General features: G+C 61.9%; 18 protein-coding genes. 9 read left to right on the forward strand and 9 right to left on the reverse strand.

What is annotated here, in order from left to right; genetic code table 11:
- The first annotated feature begins 71 nt into the window (after positions 1–71).
- The 4 genes from AC07W0_RS01045 to lnt are packed head-to-tail and all read left to right on the forward strand — an operon-like array spanning position 72 to position 3,938.
- On the forward strand, positions 72–1,073 hold the full coding sequence (locus AC07W0_RS01045) for a PhoH family protein (protein WP_017848326.1): 1,002 nt from the start codon (positions 72–74) through the stop codon (positions 1,071–1,073).
- Positions 1,066–1,524, forward strand: coding sequence for an rRNA maturation RNase YbeY (ybeY, locus tag AC07W0_RS01050; RefSeq protein WP_017848327.1), 459 nt, complete (start codon positions 1,066–1,068; stop codon positions 1,522–1,524). The genes AC07W0_RS01045 and ybeY overlap by 8 nt, the downstream gene beginning before the upstream one ends.
- Positions 1,525–1,566: 42 nt before the next feature.
- The gene (locus tag AC07W0_RS01055) at positions 1,567–2,406 is read left to right on the forward strand and encodes a CorC family transporter (RefSeq protein ID WP_017848328.1); all 840 of its coding nucleotides are present in this window, start codon (positions 1,567–1,569) and stop codon (positions 2,404–2,406) included.
- Between the two features lie 8 nt (positions 2,407–2,414).
- Complete coding sequence (gene lnt / locus AC07W0_RS01060; protein ID WP_102616983.1) at positions 2,415–3,938, forward strand: apolipoprotein N-acyltransferase; 1,524 nt, start codon at positions 2,415–2,417, stop codon at positions 3,936–3,938.
- A 114-nt stretch (positions 3,939–4,052) separates the two neighbouring features.
- Here lnt and AC07W0_RS01065 read toward each other — a convergent pair whose 3' ends face one another.
- Both AC07W0_RS01065 and AC07W0_RS01070 read right to left on the reverse strand, forming a co-directional pair.
- On the reverse strand, positions 4,053–4,814 hold the full coding sequence (locus AC07W0_RS01065) for a YdcF family protein (protein ID WP_102616984.1): 762 nt from the start codon (positions 4,812–4,814) through the stop codon (positions 4,053–4,055).
- A gap of 107 nt (positions 4,815–4,921) precedes the next feature.
- Positions 4,922–5,239, reverse strand: coding sequence for a hypothetical protein (locus tag AC07W0_RS01070; protein ID WP_046381934.1), 318 nt, complete (start codon positions 5,237–5,239; stop codon positions 4,922–4,924).
- Positions 5,240–5,501: 262 nt separating this feature from the next.
- Between AC07W0_RS01070 and leuS the strand changes: the two genes are divergently transcribed.
- The 5 genes from leuS (at position 5,502) to AC07W0_RS01095 (ending at position 11,593) form a co-directional block, all read left to right on the forward strand.
- On the forward strand, positions 5,502–8,108 hold the full coding sequence (gene leuS, locus AC07W0_RS01075) for a leucine--tRNA ligase (RefSeq protein ID WP_046381933.1): 2,607 nt from the start codon (positions 5,502–5,504) through the stop codon (positions 8,106–8,108).
- 89 nt (positions 8,109–8,197) lie between these two features.
- Positions 8,198–8,803, forward strand: coding sequence for an LPS-assembly lipoprotein LptE (locus AC07W0_RS01080; RefSeq protein WP_017848334.1), 606 nt, complete (start codon positions 8,198–8,200; stop codon positions 8,801–8,803).
- Positions 8,804–8,842: 39 nt separating this feature from the next.
- The gene (holA, locus tag AC07W0_RS01085; RefSeq protein ID WP_046381932.1) at positions 8,843–9,880 is read left to right on the forward strand and encodes a DNA polymerase III subunit delta; all 1,038 of its coding nucleotides are present in this window, start codon (positions 8,843–8,845) and stop codon (positions 9,878–9,880) included.
- A 161-nt stretch (positions 9,881–10,041) separates the two neighbouring features.
- A complete protein-coding gene (gene arfA, locus AC07W0_RS01090) occupies positions 10,042–10,206 on the forward strand; it encodes an alternative ribosome rescue factor ArfA (RefSeq protein ID WP_003176285.1) in 165 nt (54 codons plus the stop codon).
- 61 nt (positions 10,207–10,267) lie between these two features.
- The gene (locus AC07W0_RS01095) at positions 10,268–11,593 is read left to right on the forward strand and encodes a lytic murein transglycosylase (protein ID WP_102616985.1); all 1,326 of its coding nucleotides are present in this window, start codon (positions 10,268–10,270) and stop codon (positions 11,591–11,593) included.
- Positions 11,594–11,722: 129 nt separating this feature from the next.
- Here AC07W0_RS01095 and AC07W0_RS01100 read toward each other — a convergent pair whose 3' ends face one another.
- The 7 genes from AC07W0_RS01100 to mltB form a co-directional block, all read right to left on the reverse strand.
- Positions 11,723–12,655 carry a S66 peptidase family protein gene (locus AC07W0_RS01100; protein WP_017848337.1) on the reverse strand — a complete coding sequence of 311 codons (933 nt, stop codon included), beginning with the start codon at positions 12,653–12,655 and terminating at the stop codon, positions 11,723–11,725.
- Positions 12,656–12,806: 151 nt separating this feature from the next.
- Positions 12,807–13,808, reverse strand: a complete 1,002-nt coding sequence (gene lipA / locus AC07W0_RS01105; RefSeq protein WP_167379504.1) for a lipoyl synthase — start codon at positions 13,806–13,808, stop codon at positions 12,807–12,809.
- Positions 13,809–13,834: 26 nt separating this feature from the next.
- Positions 13,835–14,482: a lipoyl(octanoyl) transferase LipB gene (lipB, locus tag AC07W0_RS01110; protein ID WP_017848339.1), complete on the reverse strand. Its 648-nt coding sequence runs from the start codon at positions 14,480–14,482 to the stop codon at positions 13,835–13,837.
- Positions 14,482–14,757: a DUF493 domain-containing protein gene (locus AC07W0_RS01115; RefSeq protein WP_017848340.1), complete on the reverse strand. Its 276-nt coding sequence runs from the start codon at positions 14,755–14,757 to the stop codon at positions 14,482–14,484. The genes lipB and AC07W0_RS01115 overlap by 1 nt, the downstream gene beginning before the upstream one ends.
- An 85-nt stretch (positions 14,758–14,842) precedes the next feature.
- Positions 14,843–16,000, reverse strand: coding sequence for a D-alanyl-D-alanine carboxypeptidase family protein (locus tag AC07W0_RS01120; RefSeq protein WP_102616986.1), 1,158 nt, complete (start codon positions 15,998–16,000; stop codon positions 14,843–14,845).
- Positions 16,001–16,183: 183 nt separating this feature from the next.
- Positions 16,184–17,182, reverse strand: coding sequence for a septal ring lytic transglycosylase RlpA family protein (locus AC07W0_RS01125; RefSeq protein ID WP_017848342.1), 999 nt, complete (start codon positions 17,180–17,182; stop codon positions 16,184–16,186).
- Positions 17,182–18,192: a lytic murein transglycosylase B gene (gene mltB / locus AC07W0_RS01130; protein WP_017848343.1), complete on the reverse strand. Its 1,011-nt coding sequence runs from the start codon at positions 18,190–18,192 to the stop codon at positions 17,182–17,184. Before mltB ends, AC07W0_RS01125 begins: the two co-directional genes overlap by 1 nt.
- Positions 18,193–18,200 lie beyond the last annotated feature (8 nt).

Here is an 18,200-nt window from a genome sequence, read left to right on the forward strand (position 1 = left end):
GCTTTCGCACACTGGCGCGTGGCGTTATCCTCTCTTTCACCTCAACAGCCAAAGGGCGGCTAAAAGCGACCTTGAACGCACCCATCGAACCCCATCGTTTTCTCCTCGAGCCGTTTGAGGCTCGCCGTTTCGCCAATTTGTGCGGACAGTTCGACGAGCACCTGCGCCTGATCGAACAACGCCTGAGCATCGAGATCCGCAACCGCGGCAATCAATTCGAGCTGATTGGTGAACCCCAGCACACCACGTCTGCAGAAAACCTGCTCCGCCGCCTCTACCGCGAAACCAAGGGTAGTGAGCTGTCGCCGGAAACGGTCCACCTGTACCTGCAGGAATCGGCCGTGGAAGACCTGGCCAACAACCCGGTGGCCGAAGCCAGCGTGGCCTTGCGCACCAAAAAGGGCATGATTCGCCCACGCGGCTTGAATCAGCAGCGCTACGTCAAAGAAATCCTCGGTAACGATATCAACTTCGGCATCGGCCCCGCCGGTACCGGCAAGACCTACCTGGCCGTGGCCTGTGCCGTCGACGCCCTGGAGCGCGAGCAAGTGCGCCGCATCCTGCTGGTACGCCCGGCGGTCGAGGCCGGCGAAAAGCTCGGCTTCCTGCCCGGCGACCTGGCACAGAAAATCGACCCGTACCTGCGCCCGCTCTACGACGCGCTCTACGAGATGCTCGGCTTTGAATACGTGGCCAAGCTCATCGAGCGCCAGGTGATCGAGATCGCCCCGCTGGCCTACATGCGCGGCCGGACGCTGAACAACAGCTTCATCATTCTCGACGAAAGCCAGAACACCACCGTCGAACAGATGAAAATGTTCCTCACCCGCATCGGTTTCGGCTCCACCGCCGTGATCACCGGCGACGTCACCCAGGTCGACCTGCCCAAGGGCACCAAGTCGGGCCTGGCCCAGGTGATCGAGGTGCTCAAAGACGTGCCGGGGATCAGCTTCACGCACTTCATGCCCAAGGACGTCGTCCGCCACCCGCTGGTCCAGCGCATTGTCGAAGCCTACGAGCGCTTCGAGCACCGCGACGACGCCCCGGCCAAGGACACCCGCCGCGATGCTTGAGCTTGACCTGCAACTGGCAACCGACGCGCCCGCCCCCAGTGAAGAGCAGTTCCGTCAATGGTGCGCCCTGGCCCTGCGCCAGCGCACCGCCGACTCGGAGCTGACCATCCGCCTGGTGGACGAACCCGAAGGCCGCGAACTGAATCACACCTGGCGCCAGAAGGATTACGCGACCAACGTGCTGTCCTTCCCCGCCGACGTACCCGACGAACTGCTGGATATCCCGTTGCTGGGCGACCTGGTGATCTGCGTCGAAGTCGTCGAGCGTGAGGCGCAGGAACAAGGCAAGGCCCTTGAAGCCCATTGGGCTCATCTGGTCATCCACGGCTGCTTGCATCTGTTGGGTTACGACCATATAGACGATGACGAAGCCGAAGAAATGGAAGCACTGGAACGATCGTTGCTTGCAGAATTGGGTCACCCCGATCCGTATGCAGATGACGAAAACTGATCAACACTCAACTGAAACATCAAAGGATTTAGAGTAATCGCTATGAGCGAAGACCGATCGAGCAACGGGCAAAAGTCATGGCTGGGTAAACTGACCCAGGCTTTTGCCCACGAGCCGAAAAACCGCCAGGAGCTGCTGGAGCTGCTGCGCGAGGCCCATCAGAACAAGTTGCTGGACAGCGAAGCGCTGGCCATCGTCGAAGGCGCCATCCAGGTGGCTGACCTGCAAGTTCGGGACATCATGGTCCCGCGTTCGCAGATGATCAGCATCAAGGCGCCCCAGACCCCACGGGAATTCCTCCCGGCCGTGATCGACTCGGCGCACTCGCGCTACCCGGTGATCGGCGAAAGCCATGACGACGTCATGGGTGTCCTGTTGGCCAAGGACTTGCTGCCGCTGATCCTCAAGGAGAACGGCGACAGCTTCAACATCAAGGACCTGCTGCGTCCGGCCACCTTCGTCCCCGAATCCAAGCGCCTGAATGTGCTGCTGCGCGAGTTTCGCGCCAACCACAACCACATGGCCATCGTGATTGACGAATACGGCGGCGTCGCCGGTCTGGTGACCATCGAAGACGTGCTGGAACAGATCGTCGGCGACATCGAAGACGAGCACGACGTCGAAGAAGACAGCTACATCAAGCCGCTGCCGAGCGGTGATTTCCTGATCAAGGCGTTGACGCCGATCGAGAACTTCAACGAGTTCTTCGACAGCGAATTCTCCGACGACGAGTTCGACACCGTCGGCGGCCTGGTGATGAGTGCGTTCGGGCACCTGCCCAAGCGTAACGAGACCACCGAGATCGGCGCTTATCGCTTCCGCATCCTGAACGCCGACAGCCGCCGGATTCATCTGATTCGCCTGACACCTATTGCCCGTTAAGGACTGACATGCGCCGTTTCATCGCACCCGGCTGGCCCGGCAACTTGTTGGCCGTGGTGGCTGGCGCCATCACCACCCTGGCGCTGGCGCCATTCGATCTGTGGCCGCTTGCGTTGGTCGCGGCCGGATTGTTCTATATCGGGCTGCGCGAGCTGTCCCCACGCCAGGCCCTCGGCCGTGGCTGGTGTTTCGGTTTCGGCCTGTTTGGCGCCGGCACCAGCTGGATCTACTACAGCATCCACCACTTCGGCGGCGCTTCGGTGTTGCTGGCTGGCTTGCTGATGCTGGCGTTCACCGCCGCCATTGCCTTGTTCTTCGCCCTGCCCGCCTGGTTGTGGGCGCGCTGGCTGCGGCGCAATGAAGCGCCACTGGCCGATGCCCTGACGTTTGCGGCGCTATGGGTCGGCCAGGAAGCGTTCCGGGGCTGGTTCCTGACCGGTTTTCCCTGGTTGTACTCCGGTTACAGCCAACTTGACGGCCCCCTCACCGGCCTCGCGCCGCTGGGTGGGATGTGGCTGATTTCCTTCGCCCTGGCCTTGACCTCCGCCCTGCTGTGCAACCTGCCGCGCCTGCTGGCGACCCAGCGCAACGCCTTCATCGGCGCTGGCCTGTTGCTGCTGGTGGCGCCCTGGGCCATCGGCCTGGCCCTCAAGCATCACGCCTGGACTTCACCGTCCGGCGACCCGCTGAGCGTGGCGGCGATCCAGGGTAACGTCGAACAAAGCATGAAGTGGGACCCCGAGCAGCTCAATGCACAACTGGCGCTGTACCGCGACATGAGCTTCAGCTCCAAGCGGGTCGACCTGCTGATATGGCCGGAAACGGCCGTGCCGGTGCTCAAGGAGTCCGTCGAGGGCTACCTCGGGATGATGGGCAAGTTCGCCGCCGAACGGCACACCGCGCTGATTACCGGCGTGCCGATTCGCCAGGAAGTGCATCACCAGAAGCGCTACTACAACGGCATCACCGTCGTGGGCGAAGGTGACGGCACCTACCTCAAGCAGAAGCTGGTGCCCTTCGGCGAGTACGTGCCGCTGCAGGACATGCTGCGCGGCTTGATTGCCTTCTTCGACCTGCCCATGTCGGACTTCGCCCGCGGCCCGTCCGACCAGGCGATGCTACAGGCCAAGGGCTATCAGATTGCGCCGTTCATTTGCTATGAAGTGGTCTACCCGGAATTCGCCGCCAGCCTCTCGGCCCAGAGCGACTTGCTGCTGACCATCAGCAACGACACCTGGTTCGGCACCTCCATCGGCCCCTTGCAGCACCTGCAAATGGCGCAGATGCGTGCGCTGGAAGCCGGCCGCTGGATGATCCGCGCCACCAACAACGGCGTGACCGGGCTGATCAACCCGTATGGGCAGATCACCGCGCAGATCCCGCAGTTCGAGCGCGGCATCCTCTATGGCGAAGTGGTGCCGATGCACAACCTCACGCCGTACCTGCAATGGCGTTCGTGGCCGCTGATCGTGGTGTGCCTGGTGTTGTTTGGCTGGGCGCTGCTGGCCGGCCGAATGTCCAAAACCGTCTAACAGATTCAAATGTGGGAGGGGGCTTGCCCCCGATAGCAGTGTGTCAGTCAGTACATTTGATACTGATACACCGCAATCGGGGGCAAGCCCCCTCCCACATTTTGATTTGCGGTGCTATCGGTAGAACAACCGATACCCCACCTGCCCCACCGCCTCATTGAGCAACTGCCCGCTCTGCCACACCGACTTGAACTCCGGCATCCAACCACCCAGCGGCCGCGCGTTATCCTCGCCGAGGAAGCCGACCGGCGCCGGCACCACGCTGAAACCGGCTTTTTCAAAGCTCCAGACCGCACGCGGCATATGCCAGGCCTGGGTCACCACCACGACGCGCTTGACCCCCTCGGGCAACAGAATCTCGGCACTCATCTGCGCATTTTCCCAGGTGGTGCGGCTGCGCTCTTCCTTCCAGCGCACCGCCACATCGAAGTCGTCCCGCATCGACACCGCCATCAACTCAGCTTCGCTGGGCGGTGTGCCGTAATGCAAACCGCCGCTGGTCAGCACCGGCAGCCCGGAGGCCTTGGCCAATCGCGCGGCGTAGCGCTGACGTTCGAGCCCGATGCCGGTTGGCTGGTCCGAACCCCAGGCCGGGTCGCCACGCTCGCGCCCCGAACCCAGCACCACAATGGCATCGGCGCGCCGGGCCAGGTTCGACCAGTCCTCCCGGGCCAACGGCGGCGCCGTCTCCAGGGCGCGCGCGCCCCACTCCACCATGATCGGCAGGCTCATCAGCCACATCCCGCCCAGGCCGAGGGCAAAGCAGCAGCCGGCCAGGCGCGGGCGGCTGCGGCGAAACCACCAGGCAAGGGCCAGCAACAGCAAGAGAATGCCGGGTGGCAACAGCAGTTGTTTGATGAAATAACGAATAGGCATCGAGCATCTCCATAGATGCCCGAAGCCTAAGGTGTAACGGGGTTTAGCGACAATCTTTACAAGAACGAAGCAGAGTCAGCGATGATCAGGAAACTAAGGGGCATGTATTACTTGAACCGCACGGACCGATGTTTTTCCGGACCGCGAGCGGCTGACACATCCTTGAGCCACACCACCTTGGCCGACCGCACGGGCTCGTTGGGCGGCGTGCTCGCCACGCCGGTAAAAGCCGAACGTTCGTTCCTTGCCAGGTAAGCCTTGATCAGTTCCAGCTCCGCGTGGCTCAAGCCTCGCAGTTCCAACTCGACGGGCTGCTCATCACGCAATCGACCCGCCGTACTTGCTGCATCCAATGCACGACCCAAACGGTCGATGAGTCCTTGGTACACATCCGGTTTAGATAACATTCGCTGCGATTCCACCATCCCCTCACCTCATTGAAGATAAGACTCACTCCCCAATAAACAGCGTAGCCCCCATGGCTGCGCCTGCCCGGCGCCGCGACAGACGGCCTCGACCGCGCAATCAGGGTTTCCCTCGATAGAGTGGGGTCATGTATGCTACGGCGCTTCCTGTAACTCCACTTCCCGCAGGGTTTGGGCACGGACGCGGCGCTTTATGGTGTCGGCCAGCTCGGACAATGCACCGAAGAGGATTAGGCCACCCCTATTCAGTTCAAAAGTAGCCATGCACGAACAATATCAGCCCCGTGAAATAGAAAATGCCGCCCAAACCTTCTGGGATGAGCAAAAGTCCTTTGAAGTCAGTGAACAGCCGGGCAAGGAGACGTTCTATTGCCTATCGATGTTCCCTTACCCCAGCGGCAAGCTACACATGGGGCACGTGCGTAACTACACCATCGGCGACGTGATTTCCCGTTACCAGCGCATGCAAGGCAAGAATGTCCTGCAACCCATGGGTTGGGACGCCTTCGGCATGCCGGCGGAAAACGCCGCGATGAAGAACAACGTAGCGCCCGCCAAGTGGACCTACGAAAACATCGCCTACATGAAGACCCAGCTGCGCAGCCTGGGCCTGGCGGTGGACTGGTCCCGCGAAGTGACCACCTGCAAGCCGGACTACTATCGCTGGGAACAATGGCTGTTCACCCGCCTGTTCGAAAAAGGCGTGATCTACCGCAAGAACGGTACCGTGAACTGGGACCCGGTCGACCAGACCGTGCTCGCCAACGAGCAAGTGATCGACGGTCGCGGCTGGCGTTCCGGCGCGCTGATCGAAAAGCGCGAAATCCCGATGTACTACTTCAAGATCACCGCCTACGCGGATGAACTCTTGTCGAGCCTCGACGACCTGCCGGGCTGGCCTGAACAGGTCAAGACCATGCAACGCAACTGGATCGGCAAGTCCAAGGGCATGGAAGTGCAGTTCCCGTACAACGTCGATTCGATCGGCGAAGCGGGTACCCTCAAAGTCTTCACCACCCGTCCGGACACCCTGATGGGCGCGACTTACGTCGCCGTGGCCGCGGAACACCCGCTGGCCAGCCAGGCCGCACAGAACAACCCTGAGCTGCAGGCGTTCATCGCCGAATGCAAAGGCGGCAGCGTGGCGGAAGCCGACGTCGCCACCCAGGAGAAAAAAGGCCTGCCGACCGGGCTGTTCGTCGAGCACCCGCTGACCGGCGAAAAATTGCCGGTATGGGTCGCCAACTACGTGCTGATGCACTACGGCGATGGCGCAGTAATGGCTGTGCCGGCCCACGACGAACGCGATTTCGAATTCGCCACCCAGTACAACCTGCCGATCAAATCCGTGGTACGCACCAGCTCGGGCGACACCAACCCGGCCCCGTGGCAAGACGCCTACGGCGAGCACGGTGAACTGATCAACTCCGGCGAGTTCGACGGCCTGGACTTCGCCGGCGCCTTCGACGCCATCGAAGTCGCGCTGATCAAGAAAAACCTCGGTGCCTCGCGCACCCAGTTCCGCCTGCGCGACTGGGGCATCAGCCGCCAGCGTTACTGGGGCTGCCCGATCCCGATCATCCACTGCGAAACCTGCGGTGACGTGCCGGTGCCGGAAGACCAGTTGCCGGTAGTCCTGCCGGAAGACGTGGTGCCGGACGGCGCCGGTTCGCCTTTGGCGCGCATGCCTGAGTTCTACGAGTGCAGCTGCCCGAAATGCGGCCAGCCAGCCAAGCGCGAAACCGACACCATGGACACTTTCGTCGAGTCCTCGTGGTACTACGCCCGTTATGCCTCGCCGCACTACGAGGGTGGCCTGGTCGAGAAATCGGCGGCCGACCACTGGTTGCCGGTGGATCAGTACATCGGCGGTATCGAACACGCCATTCTTCACCTGCTGTACGCGCGCTTCTTCCACAAGCTGATGCGCGACGAAGGCCTGGTCAGCTCCAACGAGCCGTTCAAGAACCTGCTGACCCAGGGCATGGTGATCGCCGAGACGTATTACCGTCGCGAAGCCAATGGCAGCTACACCTGGTTCAACCCGGCGGATGTCGAGCTCGAGCGCGACAGCAAAGCCAAGGTCATCAGTGCCAAGCTGATCGCCGACGGCCTGCCGGTGGAAATCGGTGGCACCGAGAAGATGGCCAAGTCGAAGAACAACGGCGTCGACCCACAGTCGATGATCGACCAGTTCGGCGCCGACACCTGCCGCCTGTTCATGATGTTCGCCTCGCCGCCGGACATGAGCGCCGAATGGTCCGACTCCGGCGTCGAAGGTTCGCACCGCTTCCTCAAGCGCGTCTGGCGCCTGGCCCATGCCCATGTCAGCCAGGGCCTGCCGGGCAAGCTGGATGTGGCCGCCTTGAGCGACGAGCAGAAAGCCATTCGCCGCAGCACCCACCTGGCCATCAAGCAAGCCAGCCAGGATGTGGGCCAGAACCACAAGTTCAACACCGCCATCGCCCAGGTGATGACACTGATGAACGTGCTGGAAAAAGCCCCGCAAGCCACCGAACAGGAGCGTGCGCTGGTTCACGAAGGCCTCGAGACGGTCACCTTGCTGCTGGCCCCGATCACGCCGCACATCAGCCACGAACTGTGGCACCGCCTGGGCCACAGCGAAGCCGTCATTGACGCCCGCTGGCCGGTGCAGGATGACAGCGCGCTGGTCCAGGACACGCTGCAGCTGGTGATCCAGGTCAACGGCAAACTGCGCGGCCAGATCGACATGCCGGCCAGCGCCAGCCGCGAAGACGTCGAAGCGGCCGCGCGCTGCAACGAGAACGTGCTGCGCTTTACCGAAGGCCTGACGATCCGCAAAGTGATCGTCGTGCCGGGTAAACTGGTCAATATCGTCGCCAGCTAAATCGGATCGGGCGCAGGGCTTGAGCGCTGCGCCGAACTAAACCTTCAGGGCCTCGATAAGGCCCGCATGGTTTCAAGGGGAGCAATAAAATGATCAAACGCAATTTGCTGGTGATGGGCCTTGCTGTGCTGCTGAGCGCTTGCGGCTTCCAGCTGCGCGGTACCGGCACCAATGAACTGACCATCAAGGAATTGGACGTCAGCGCCCGCAACGCCTACGGCGAAACCGTTGTGCAACTGCGCGACACCCTGAAAAACAGTGGCGTACACGTCTACACCGGCGCGACCTACAAGCTGTTCCTGGCCGACGAGAAAGAAACCCAGCGTAACCTCAGCTACGCCAGCGCTGGCCGTGCGTCCGATATCGAGCTGATCACTTCGTTGACGTTTGAAATGCAGGGCCGCGACCATCTGCCGTTGATGGGTGACAAGATCGAAGTGCAAAAGGTCGTGAGCCACGATGGCAACAACCTGGTGGGCTCGGACTCGGAAATGACCCAGGTTCGCAAAGAAATGCGTCGTGAGCTGGTCCAACGCGTGATGCTGCGCCTGCAACAGCTGACGCCGGAAAAACTGGAACTGCTGCAACAGACCGCCGACAACAAGGCCAAGGCTGACGCCGACGCCCTGAAAGCCGCGCAAGAGTATGAAAACAACACGCCGAAACAATCGCCTGTTGAAGTCCCTGTAGACTAAGCCAGACGGGGCGCCCCAGGCGCCCCGTTCATCGCGCCTATGAAACTCGCCCCCGCCCAACTCGCCAAACACCTGCAAGGTGCTCTCGCGCCTGTCTATATCGTCAGCGGCGATGACCCGTTGCTGTGCCAGGAAGCGGCAGACGCCATTCGCACCGCCGCGCGCCAGCAAGGCTTCGACGAACGCCAGGTGTTCAGCGCCGACGCCAGTTTCGACTGGGGCACGCTGCTGCAAGCCGGCGCGAGCATGTCGCTGTTTGCCGAAAAACGCCTGCTGGAACTGCGCCTGCCGTCGGGCAAGCCCGGCGACAAGGGCGCGGCGGCCTTCATCGAGTACTGTTCGCGGCCTGCCGAAGACACGGTGTTGCTGATCAGCCTGCCCAAGCTCGACGGCAGCGCGCAGAAAACCAAGTGGGGCAAAGCGCTGGTGGAAGGGGCACAGACCCAGTTCATCCAGATCTGGCCGGTGGACAGCAATCAGTTGCCGCAGTGGATTCGTCAGCGCCTGTCCCAATCGGGGCTGTCGGCCACGCAGGACGCCGTGGAACTGATCGCCGCCCGGGTCGAAGGTAACCTGCTTGCCGCCGCCCAAGAGATCGAAAAGCTCAAGCTGATGGCCGAAGACGGGCAGATCACCGTCGAAACCGTACAAGGCGCGGTGGCTGACAGCGCGCGCTTTGACGTGTTCGGGCTGGTGGACGCCATCCTCAATGGCGAGCCTGCGCACGCCCTGCGCATGCTCGAAGGGTTGCGCGGTGAAGGCGTGGAACCGCCGGTGATTCTCTGGGCGCTGGCTCGCGAGTTGCGGGTACTGGCCAATATTGCGCTGCAATACAGCCAGGGCACGCCGTTGGACAAATGCTTCAGCCAAGCCAGACCGCCGGTCTGGGACAAGCGCAAACCGCTGATGAGCAAAGCCCTGCAGCGGCACTCGGCGCAACGCTGGGCGCAACTGTTGCTCGAAGCCCAGCGCATCGATGCGCAAATCAAGGGCCAGGCGGCGGGTTCGCCGTGGATGAGCCTGAGCCGTTTGTCACTGCTGATGTCTGGCCAGCGCCTGACATTACCTGCCGAATAACCCACCCTCTTAAAAACACCGCAAAACCAATGCGGGATGGGGCAAGCCCCCTCCCACATGTTGGCTGCATTTGTATTTCAAAAAACTTGTCGGGCTTTACAGCGGCCAGACTTCGGCAGATGATTTGCACCGCTGCATCCCACCTGAAGAGAGTAACGACCATGAGCAAAAAGCCATCTAAGCATGGCCCCAACAAGGCCAAATCCATCATCGCCCAGCCACTGTTCCGCAGCCGTCAGGAACGCGCCGGCAAGGGCAAAGGCAGCTACCGCCGCGAAGCCTTCCAGTCTAATAGCTGGGAGGCTTCTTACTTTCTGGCCGCCTGAAGGCAAGCGCCCCTCCGGCATGATAAGGTCAGCACTTGATTTGTAATCCCTGGACCTGTGCATGCCCTCTAGTCTTTCCCGTCGTTGGCACCTTCGCCAATTGATCGCTGCCTCCAGCCTCATTCTGCTTGTCGCCTGCGCGGAAAAACCTACCGCCGCAGATGCTCAACCCTTGCCGACACTGTCGACCGCACCGGTCGTAGCGCCCGCTGTCGTGGCCCCGCTGGCTGTGGATAACCTGGACATCCAGCCCACCCAGACCTTTGCCGAATGGCAGGCCGATTTCCGTGCGCAAGCCTTGAAGGCCGGCATTACCCCAGCCGTGTTTGATATCGCCTTCGCCAACGTCACCCCGGACATGGCGGTGATCCGCGCCGACCGCAGCCAACCGGAATTTTCCCGCCCGGTGTGGGAATACCTCGACGGCGCCCTGTCGCCAGTACGTGTGCGTAATGGCCAGGCACTATTGGTCAAGTACGCCGACATCCTGCAAAGCATCGAGCAACGTTATGGCGTCGACCGCCAGGCGCTGGTCTCGGTGTGGGGCATGGAAAGTAACTTCGGTCAGTTCCAGGGCAATAACTCGGTGATCCGTTCCCTCGCGACCCTGGCCTACGAAGGCCGGCGCCCGGCCTTTGCCCAGGCGCAATTGCTTGCGGCGCTGCAAATCATCCAGCACGGCGATATCCAGGCCGACCAGATGCGCGGTTCGTGGGCCGGCGCCATGGGCCAGACCCAGTTCATCCCGACCACCTACAACACCCACGCCGTGGACTTCGACGGCGACGGTCGCCGCGATATCTGGAACAGCCCGGCCGACGCCCTCGCCTCCACCGCGCATTACCTGCAAAGCTCCGGCTGGCAGAAAGGCCAGCCGTGGGGTTTCGAAGTCAAACAACTGCCGGCCAACTTCGATTACACCCTGGCCGACGGTGGCGTGCGCAAGACCGTCGCCGACTGGCTGAAGCTGGGCATCCAGCTGCCACCGGGAGCGAGCATGCCGCCTAATGTCGACCAGCTCTCCGCCGCCCTGCTGCTGCCAGCGGGTTACCGTGGCCCGGCGTTCCTGGTGCTGGATAACTTCCGCGCAATCCTCAAGTACAACAACTCGTCGTCCTACGCACTGGCCGTGGGCCTGCTGTCGGAACGGTTCGGCGGAAGTGGTGTGATTCGTGGCGATTGGCCGAAAGATGAACTGCCGCTGAGTCGTTCCCAGCGCATTGACCTGCAGACCGTACTCAGCAGCAATGGCTATGACGCGGGCAACCCGGACGGGATTATCGGCGCCAACACGCGCAAGGCGATCCGCGCGGCGCAACAGTCACTGGGCTGGCCGGCGGATGGTTATCCGACGGTGAAATTGCTGGAGTCGTTGCAGAACCGTTAGATCGGCTTATGGCGACTGCCGCTATCGGGGGCAAGCTCCCTCCCACATTTTGACCGCGTACATCCTTTGAAATGCGGTCAAAATGTGGGAGGGAGCTTGCTCCCGATAGCGGTTTAGCAGACGACAGATTCAGCGGTTGAACACCACATCCTGTTCCAGCACCAGCCGCTGCTCCCCCGCATCCAACCGCACACGCGCGCCCATCGGCAGCGTCACGTTCGGATCGCAATGCCCACTGCGCCAGCCAGACAGCACCGGAATGCACAGCGGTTCGAAGGTCTGCTTCAGCAGCCGCTCCAGCGCGGTGCTATCCACCCCCGCCACGTCCCCCACCAACACACCCGCTACCTGAGCCAGCTTGCCGGTCAGGCGCAGATGCGTCAGCAAGCGGTCGATGCGGTAGATCGGCTCATTGACGTCTTCGATAAACAGGATGATGCCCTCGGCATCGATTTCGTAGGACGTCCCCATCATGGCCGCGATCATCGATAGGTTGCCGCCGAGCAAGCGCCCACAGGCGATACCGGGCTCGATCGTGGTCAATGGGTAGGCCACCGGGTGCGCCAGCACGCTGCCTGCACCTACCTGGCCACGCAGCATGTTGAACAACGACGACTCGGTGGGTGGCTGCTTGTCGCCGAGCAGGTCGGCATTCAGCATCGGGCCGTGGAAGGTCACAAAACCGGCATAGCGGTTGATTGCCAGGTGCAACGCAGTGATATCACTGTAACCCACGAAAGGCTTGGGGTTGGCGCGCAGCAGGTCGAAGTCCAGGCGGTCCAGCAGGCGGGGCGTGCCGTAGCCGCCGCGCAGGCAGAAGATCGCATCGATATCAGGGTTGGCGAAGGCGGCGTGCAGGTCGCGCAAGCGCACGTCATCGCTGCCGGCCAGGTAGCCGTCGCGTTCATATACTCCGGGGAAGATGCGTAGCTCATAGCCACGGGCGCGCATCCACTGCCCGGCTTTTTCCACGTCCAGCGCGGCAGGGCCGGCGGGTGCGATCAGGCCGATGGTGGCTTCAGAACGCAATGCAGGTACGGCGGCGGCTAGTCGACTGGTCATCCCTGATTCTCCCTATATGACGCGGAACGAAATGTGGGAGGGGGCTTGCCCCCGATAGCGCTGAATCAGCCAGTACCTGTAGCGACTGACACACTGCCATCGGGGGCAAGCCCCCTCCCACATTGGATCTGCGGTGTTGCGCAGATCTGTATTACGAAATCAGGCTAGCCTTGACCAGCTTGGCCTGCTCATCGGCGTGGTACGAGGAACGTACCAGCGGGCCCGACGCGACGTTCTTGAAGCCCATCTTGTAACCTTCCTCGGCGAACCAGGCGAAGGTGTCCGGGTGAACGAAACGCTGTACCGGCAAGTGGCTGCGCGATGGTTGCAGGTATTGGCCGAGGGTCAGCATGTCGATGTCGTGTTCGCGCATGCGCTGCATGACTTCGATCACTTCCTCGTCGGTTTCGCCCAGGCCGAGCATCAGGCCGGATTTGGTCGGGATGTGCGGCATCATCTGCTTGAATTTCTGCAGCAGGGTCAGCGACCACTGGTAGTCCGAACCTGGACGCGCCGCCTTGTACAGGCGTGGCACGGTTTCCAGGTTGTGGTTGAACACATCCGGCGGCTCGGCGGCGGTGATTTCCAGCGCGACGTCCATGCGGCCACGGTAGTCCGGCACCAGGGTTTCGAGCATCACGTCCGGCGACAGCTTGCGGATTTCGCGGATGCAGTCGGCAAAGTGCTGGGCACCGCCGTCACGCAGGTCGTCGCGGTCGACAGAAGTGATTACCACGTACTTGAGTTTCAGGTCGGCGATGGCGATGGCCAGGCTTTCCGGCTCGTTGACGTCCAGCGGCTTCGGCCGGCCGTGGCCGACGTCGCAGAACGGGCAACGACGGGTGCAGATGTCACCCATGATCATGAACGTGGCAGTGCCGCCGGAGAAGCATTCGCCCAGGTTCGGGCAGGACGCTTCTTCGCACACGCTGTGCAGCTTGTGCTTGCGCAGCAACGCCTTGATACGGTCGACTTCCGGCGAGACCGGGATACGCACGCGAATCCAGTCAGGTTTTTTCGGCAGTTCGGTGGTCGGGATGATCTTGACCGGGATGCGTGCAACCTTCTCGGCGCCGCGCAGCTTGACGCCGGCTTCCACCTTGGCACGCGGGGCCGGGGCCGAACGTTCGGTGACGTCCAGCGTCGGGATCATGGTTTGCACTGCATCAGTAGTCATAATCAGTCGATTCCGCCCGTAAGGGTCGTCTGCTCAGCATAGTCGAGGTGTTTGACGAGCTGCGCACGCAGCCGGGTACTTACCTCGGCAAATTTAATCGGTGTGGCGTGGTCGCTCAACTGGGTCATCGCCAACCCGGCATAACCGCACGGGTTGATGCGCCGGAACGGCGCCAGGTCCATGTCCACGTTCAACGCCAGGCCATGAAACGAACAACCGTGGCGAATGCGCAGCCCCAGGGAAGCGATTTTCGCACCATCCACATACACACCGGGTGCATCGGGCTTGGCCACGGCGCTCACGCCGTAACTGGCCAACAGCTCGATCAGGCAAGCCTCCATACGGTTCACCAGGTCGCGCACGCCAAACCCCAGCTTGCGCACATCCAGCAGCAGATACGCCACCAGTTGACCGGGCCCATGGTAAGTCACTTGACCCCCTCGGTCGACCTGCACCACCGGAATATCACCCGGAAGTAGCAGATGCTCGGCCTTGCCGGCCTGGCCCTGGGTGAACACCGGCGGGTGTTCCACCAGCCAGATCTCATCGGGTGCCGAGGTGCCGCGCTCGTTGGTGAAGCGCTGCATCGCGTGCCAGACGGGCTCGTAGTCCATCCGGCCGAGCTCGCGAAAGCCCAGGACCTGTGGCATCACAGCACCATATGTACGAAGCCGGTGGCCCGCAGTTCGCTGTTGATGTCGTAAAGCTGGTCTTGACCGGTCGCAACGATGTGCAACTGGATCGTGGTGTACTTACCGTTGGTGCTCGAACGTTCATCCACACGGTTGTCGTTGATCGTCGCGTGTTTACGCACGATGTCGAGAATCTTGTCCTTGTTGCCCACACCGGTATCGCTGATCACCTTGACGGGATAATCCGTCACCGGGAATTCGATCTTTGGCGCCTTTACTTCTTTATCGGTCATGGCGTAACGGCCTCGTAAGCGTAAGCCGTGGCGACGGGCAAAGCCCCGCGTCGGATCAACACGGGGCTTTGCAGGTGCACACTTATCAGTTGAACAAGCTGTAGAAGAACAGGCGGATGCTATCCCACACGCGGCGGAAGATACCACCCTCGTCGACGGCATCCAGGGCGATCAGGTCGGCACTGTGTACCACTTTATCGTCCAGCTTCACTTCGACCTTGCCGATCACGTCGCCCTTGGCGATTGGCGCAACCAGGTGCGGGTTCATGGTCATGCTGGCCGCGAGCTTTTTCAGCTGGCCTTTAGGCATGGTCAGGGTCAGGTCTTCAGCCAGGCCGGCCTTGACTTGCGAGGTCGCGCCTTTCCATACCGGCGCGGTCGCCAGTTCAGCACCCTTCTGATAGAAGGTCTGGGTTTCGAAGAAGCGGAAACCGTAGGTCAGCAGTTTTTGCGTCTCGGCCGCACGGGCCTGCTCGCTGTTGGTGCCGAAGACCACGGCGATCAGGCGCTGGCCATCACGCACGGCGGACGACACCATGCAATAGCCGGCTTCTTCGGTGTGGCCGGTTTTCAGACCGTCGACGGTCTTGTCGCGCCACAGCAACAGGTTGCGGTTAGGCTGCTTGATGTTGTTCCAGAAGAATTCCTTCTGGGAGTAGATCGCGTAGTGGACCGGGTCGACACGAATGATCGCGCGCGCCAGGATCGCCATGTCGTGAGCCGACGAGTAGTGCTCTGGGTTCGGCAGACCGGTCGGGTTCATGAAGTGGCTGTTGGTCATGCCCAGGTCGGCCACGGTTTTGTTCATCATGTCGGCGAACGCGTCTTCGCTGCCGGCGATGTGCTCGGCCAGGGCGACGCTGGCGTCGTTACCCGACTGGATGATGATGCCGTGCAGCAGGTCGCTGACCGTCACCTGCGAGCCGACCTTGATGAACATCCGCGAACCACCGGTGCGCCAGGCGTTTTCGCTGACGGTCACCGGGTCGTTTTCGCCGATCTGGCCGCGACGGATTTCCAGGGTCGCGATATAGGCTGTCATCAGCTTGGTCAAGCTGGCAGGCGGCAGGCGCTGGTCACCGTTGTTTTCCACCAGCACGTTGCCACTGGCGGCATCCATGAGGACCCAGGCCTTGGCGGCCAGTTGCGGTGAAGCCGGCACCATTTCAACCGCCCAGGCGGCCGGGGTGATGATCAGCGAGATAAGCAGGCACGTGCGTTTGGCTAAGGTGATGATGTTCATCCGTCTCTCGAAATTACGTATGGAAACTTGCCCTCGCGGGCAAAACTTATTCAGACAGCCCGTTACCAGTCTGTCGCGTGTTCGGTTGCGTGCTCACCCCTTGCCCCTGGGTTTTATTGTTCAACGAGCCAACAACCAGGGCCCAGGGCCGCGCACGGACCTGAACCATCAATCCTTTACGGTTTATTCGGCGCTGACCACGCTGGGTTGCCCCAGGTTGGCCAGGCGCACGCTGTTCTGCACTTGCGCGACCTCGCTCGGCGAACCGATCGGGCCCATACGCACACGGTGCAGGGTCTGTTGATTACGCACGATGGAACTGATGAAGACCGGCGCATTGACCATACTGCTCAGCTTGGACCTTAACAGCTCTGCCGCATCCGGGTTGGCGAAAGCGCCCACCTGCAGGTATTGCCCACCGGCAGCCGAAGCACCCGGTGCGGCGCGAGGCACCACGACCGTGTCGGGCGCGTGCTGTTGTGCGGGTGGCGTCCACTGCTCGATCTTGCCGGTCGAGGCTGTGACTTGCGGTTGCGCGGCCTGCGGCTCGTTGAGCATCAACGGTGCCGGTTTGCCACGCTGGGCCCAGTATTGCGCGGGGTCGATCCCTTCGACCTTGACCCGCGCGGTGCCGGTTTCGGCATAACCGAGTTTCTTCGCGGCGGCGTAGGACAAGTCGATGATCCGGTCCGAATAGAACGGCCCGCGATCGTTGACCCGCAGGATCACCGTGCGGTTGTTGTCCAGGTTGGTCACGCGCACATAGCTGGGCAGCGGCAGGGTCTTGTGGGCCGCGCTCATGCCATACAGGTCGTAGACCTCGCCATTGGCGGTGTTCTGGCCATGGAACTTGGTCCCGTACCACGACGCCGTGCCCGACTGCACGTAGGTCTTGGAGTCCTGCAGCGGGAAGTAGCTCTTGCCCAGCACGGTATAGGGGTTGGCCTTGTACGGACCGGTGTGCAGGGTCGGCGTGGCATCCGGGATTTTCGACACGTCGACGTCCCACCATGGCGCACCGTCTTTATGCGCGCGGTTGATGTCCAGGCCCGGCTGGGAACGAATAGCGGTGCCGCCGGACTTTTGCGTCGGCGCGCGGCTGGTGGAACAACTGACAACCAGCAAGGACAACGCGGCAAACGCCACCAGCTTGAGCGGTTTTTTCAACGGCGATGCCCGCATTACTTGTTGCCCCGTGCTTGGACCAGCATGTCAGACAGTTGATGCACAGCCATGGCGTACATCACACTGCGGTTATAACGCGTGATTGCGTAGAAATTCTTCAGGCCCATCCAGTATTCAGGGCCGTTTTCGCCTTCCAGGCGGAAAGCCGTGACCGGCATATCATCGCGCAGCGCATCATGACTTGACCAGCCCAGCGCCCGCAACTCCCCGACCGTCTTGGCCGGCTCGATGCCCTGGGTCAGGCCTTCATCGGCGCGCTCGCCGCTCACGTCGGCACGGCTGACGACCGGTTCGCCGCTCACCCAGCCATGGCGCTTGAAGTAGCTGGCCACGCTGCCGATGGCATCGTCCGGGTTGCTCCAGATATTGATATGGCCATCGCCGTCAAAATCCACCGCGTAGGCGCGAAAACTGCTCGGCATGAACTGCGGCAAGCCCATCGCACCGGCGTAGGAGCCTTTGAGGGTCAGCGGGTCGACCTGCTCTTCGCGGGCCAGCAGCAGGAATTCACGCAGTTCCTTACGGAAGAATTCAGCGCGGGGCGGGTAATCGAAGCTCAAGGTCGACAAGGCATCGATCACCCGGTAACCGCCAGTGTTGCGCCCGTAGAAGGTTTCAATGCCAATGATCGCGACAATCACCTGGGCAGGCACGCCGTATTCCTGCTCGGCGCGGGCCAGCGCGGCTTCGTGCTGGCGCCAGAAGTCCACGCCCCGGGCCACGCGGGCGTCGGTCAGGAACATCGGGCGATAGTCCTTCCACTGCTTCACGCGCTCGGCCGGGCGGGAGATGGCATCGAGGATCGCCTGCTTGCGCTGGGCCTCGCGGAACACGCCCATCAGCTGTTCACCGGCGAAGCCATAGTCACGGGTCATCTCACCGACGAATTCGGCGACCTGAGGTGAGCCATCGTAGTCACCGGCCTGCGCTTCGTGCATGGCGCCCAGCAGCCCGATCAGGCTCATCCAGGACGCATGCCGAGTCGCCCAGCCGCGCAATACTTGCATTGACATCT

Source organism: Pseudomonas sp. GW704-F2, from assembly GCF_059423025.1.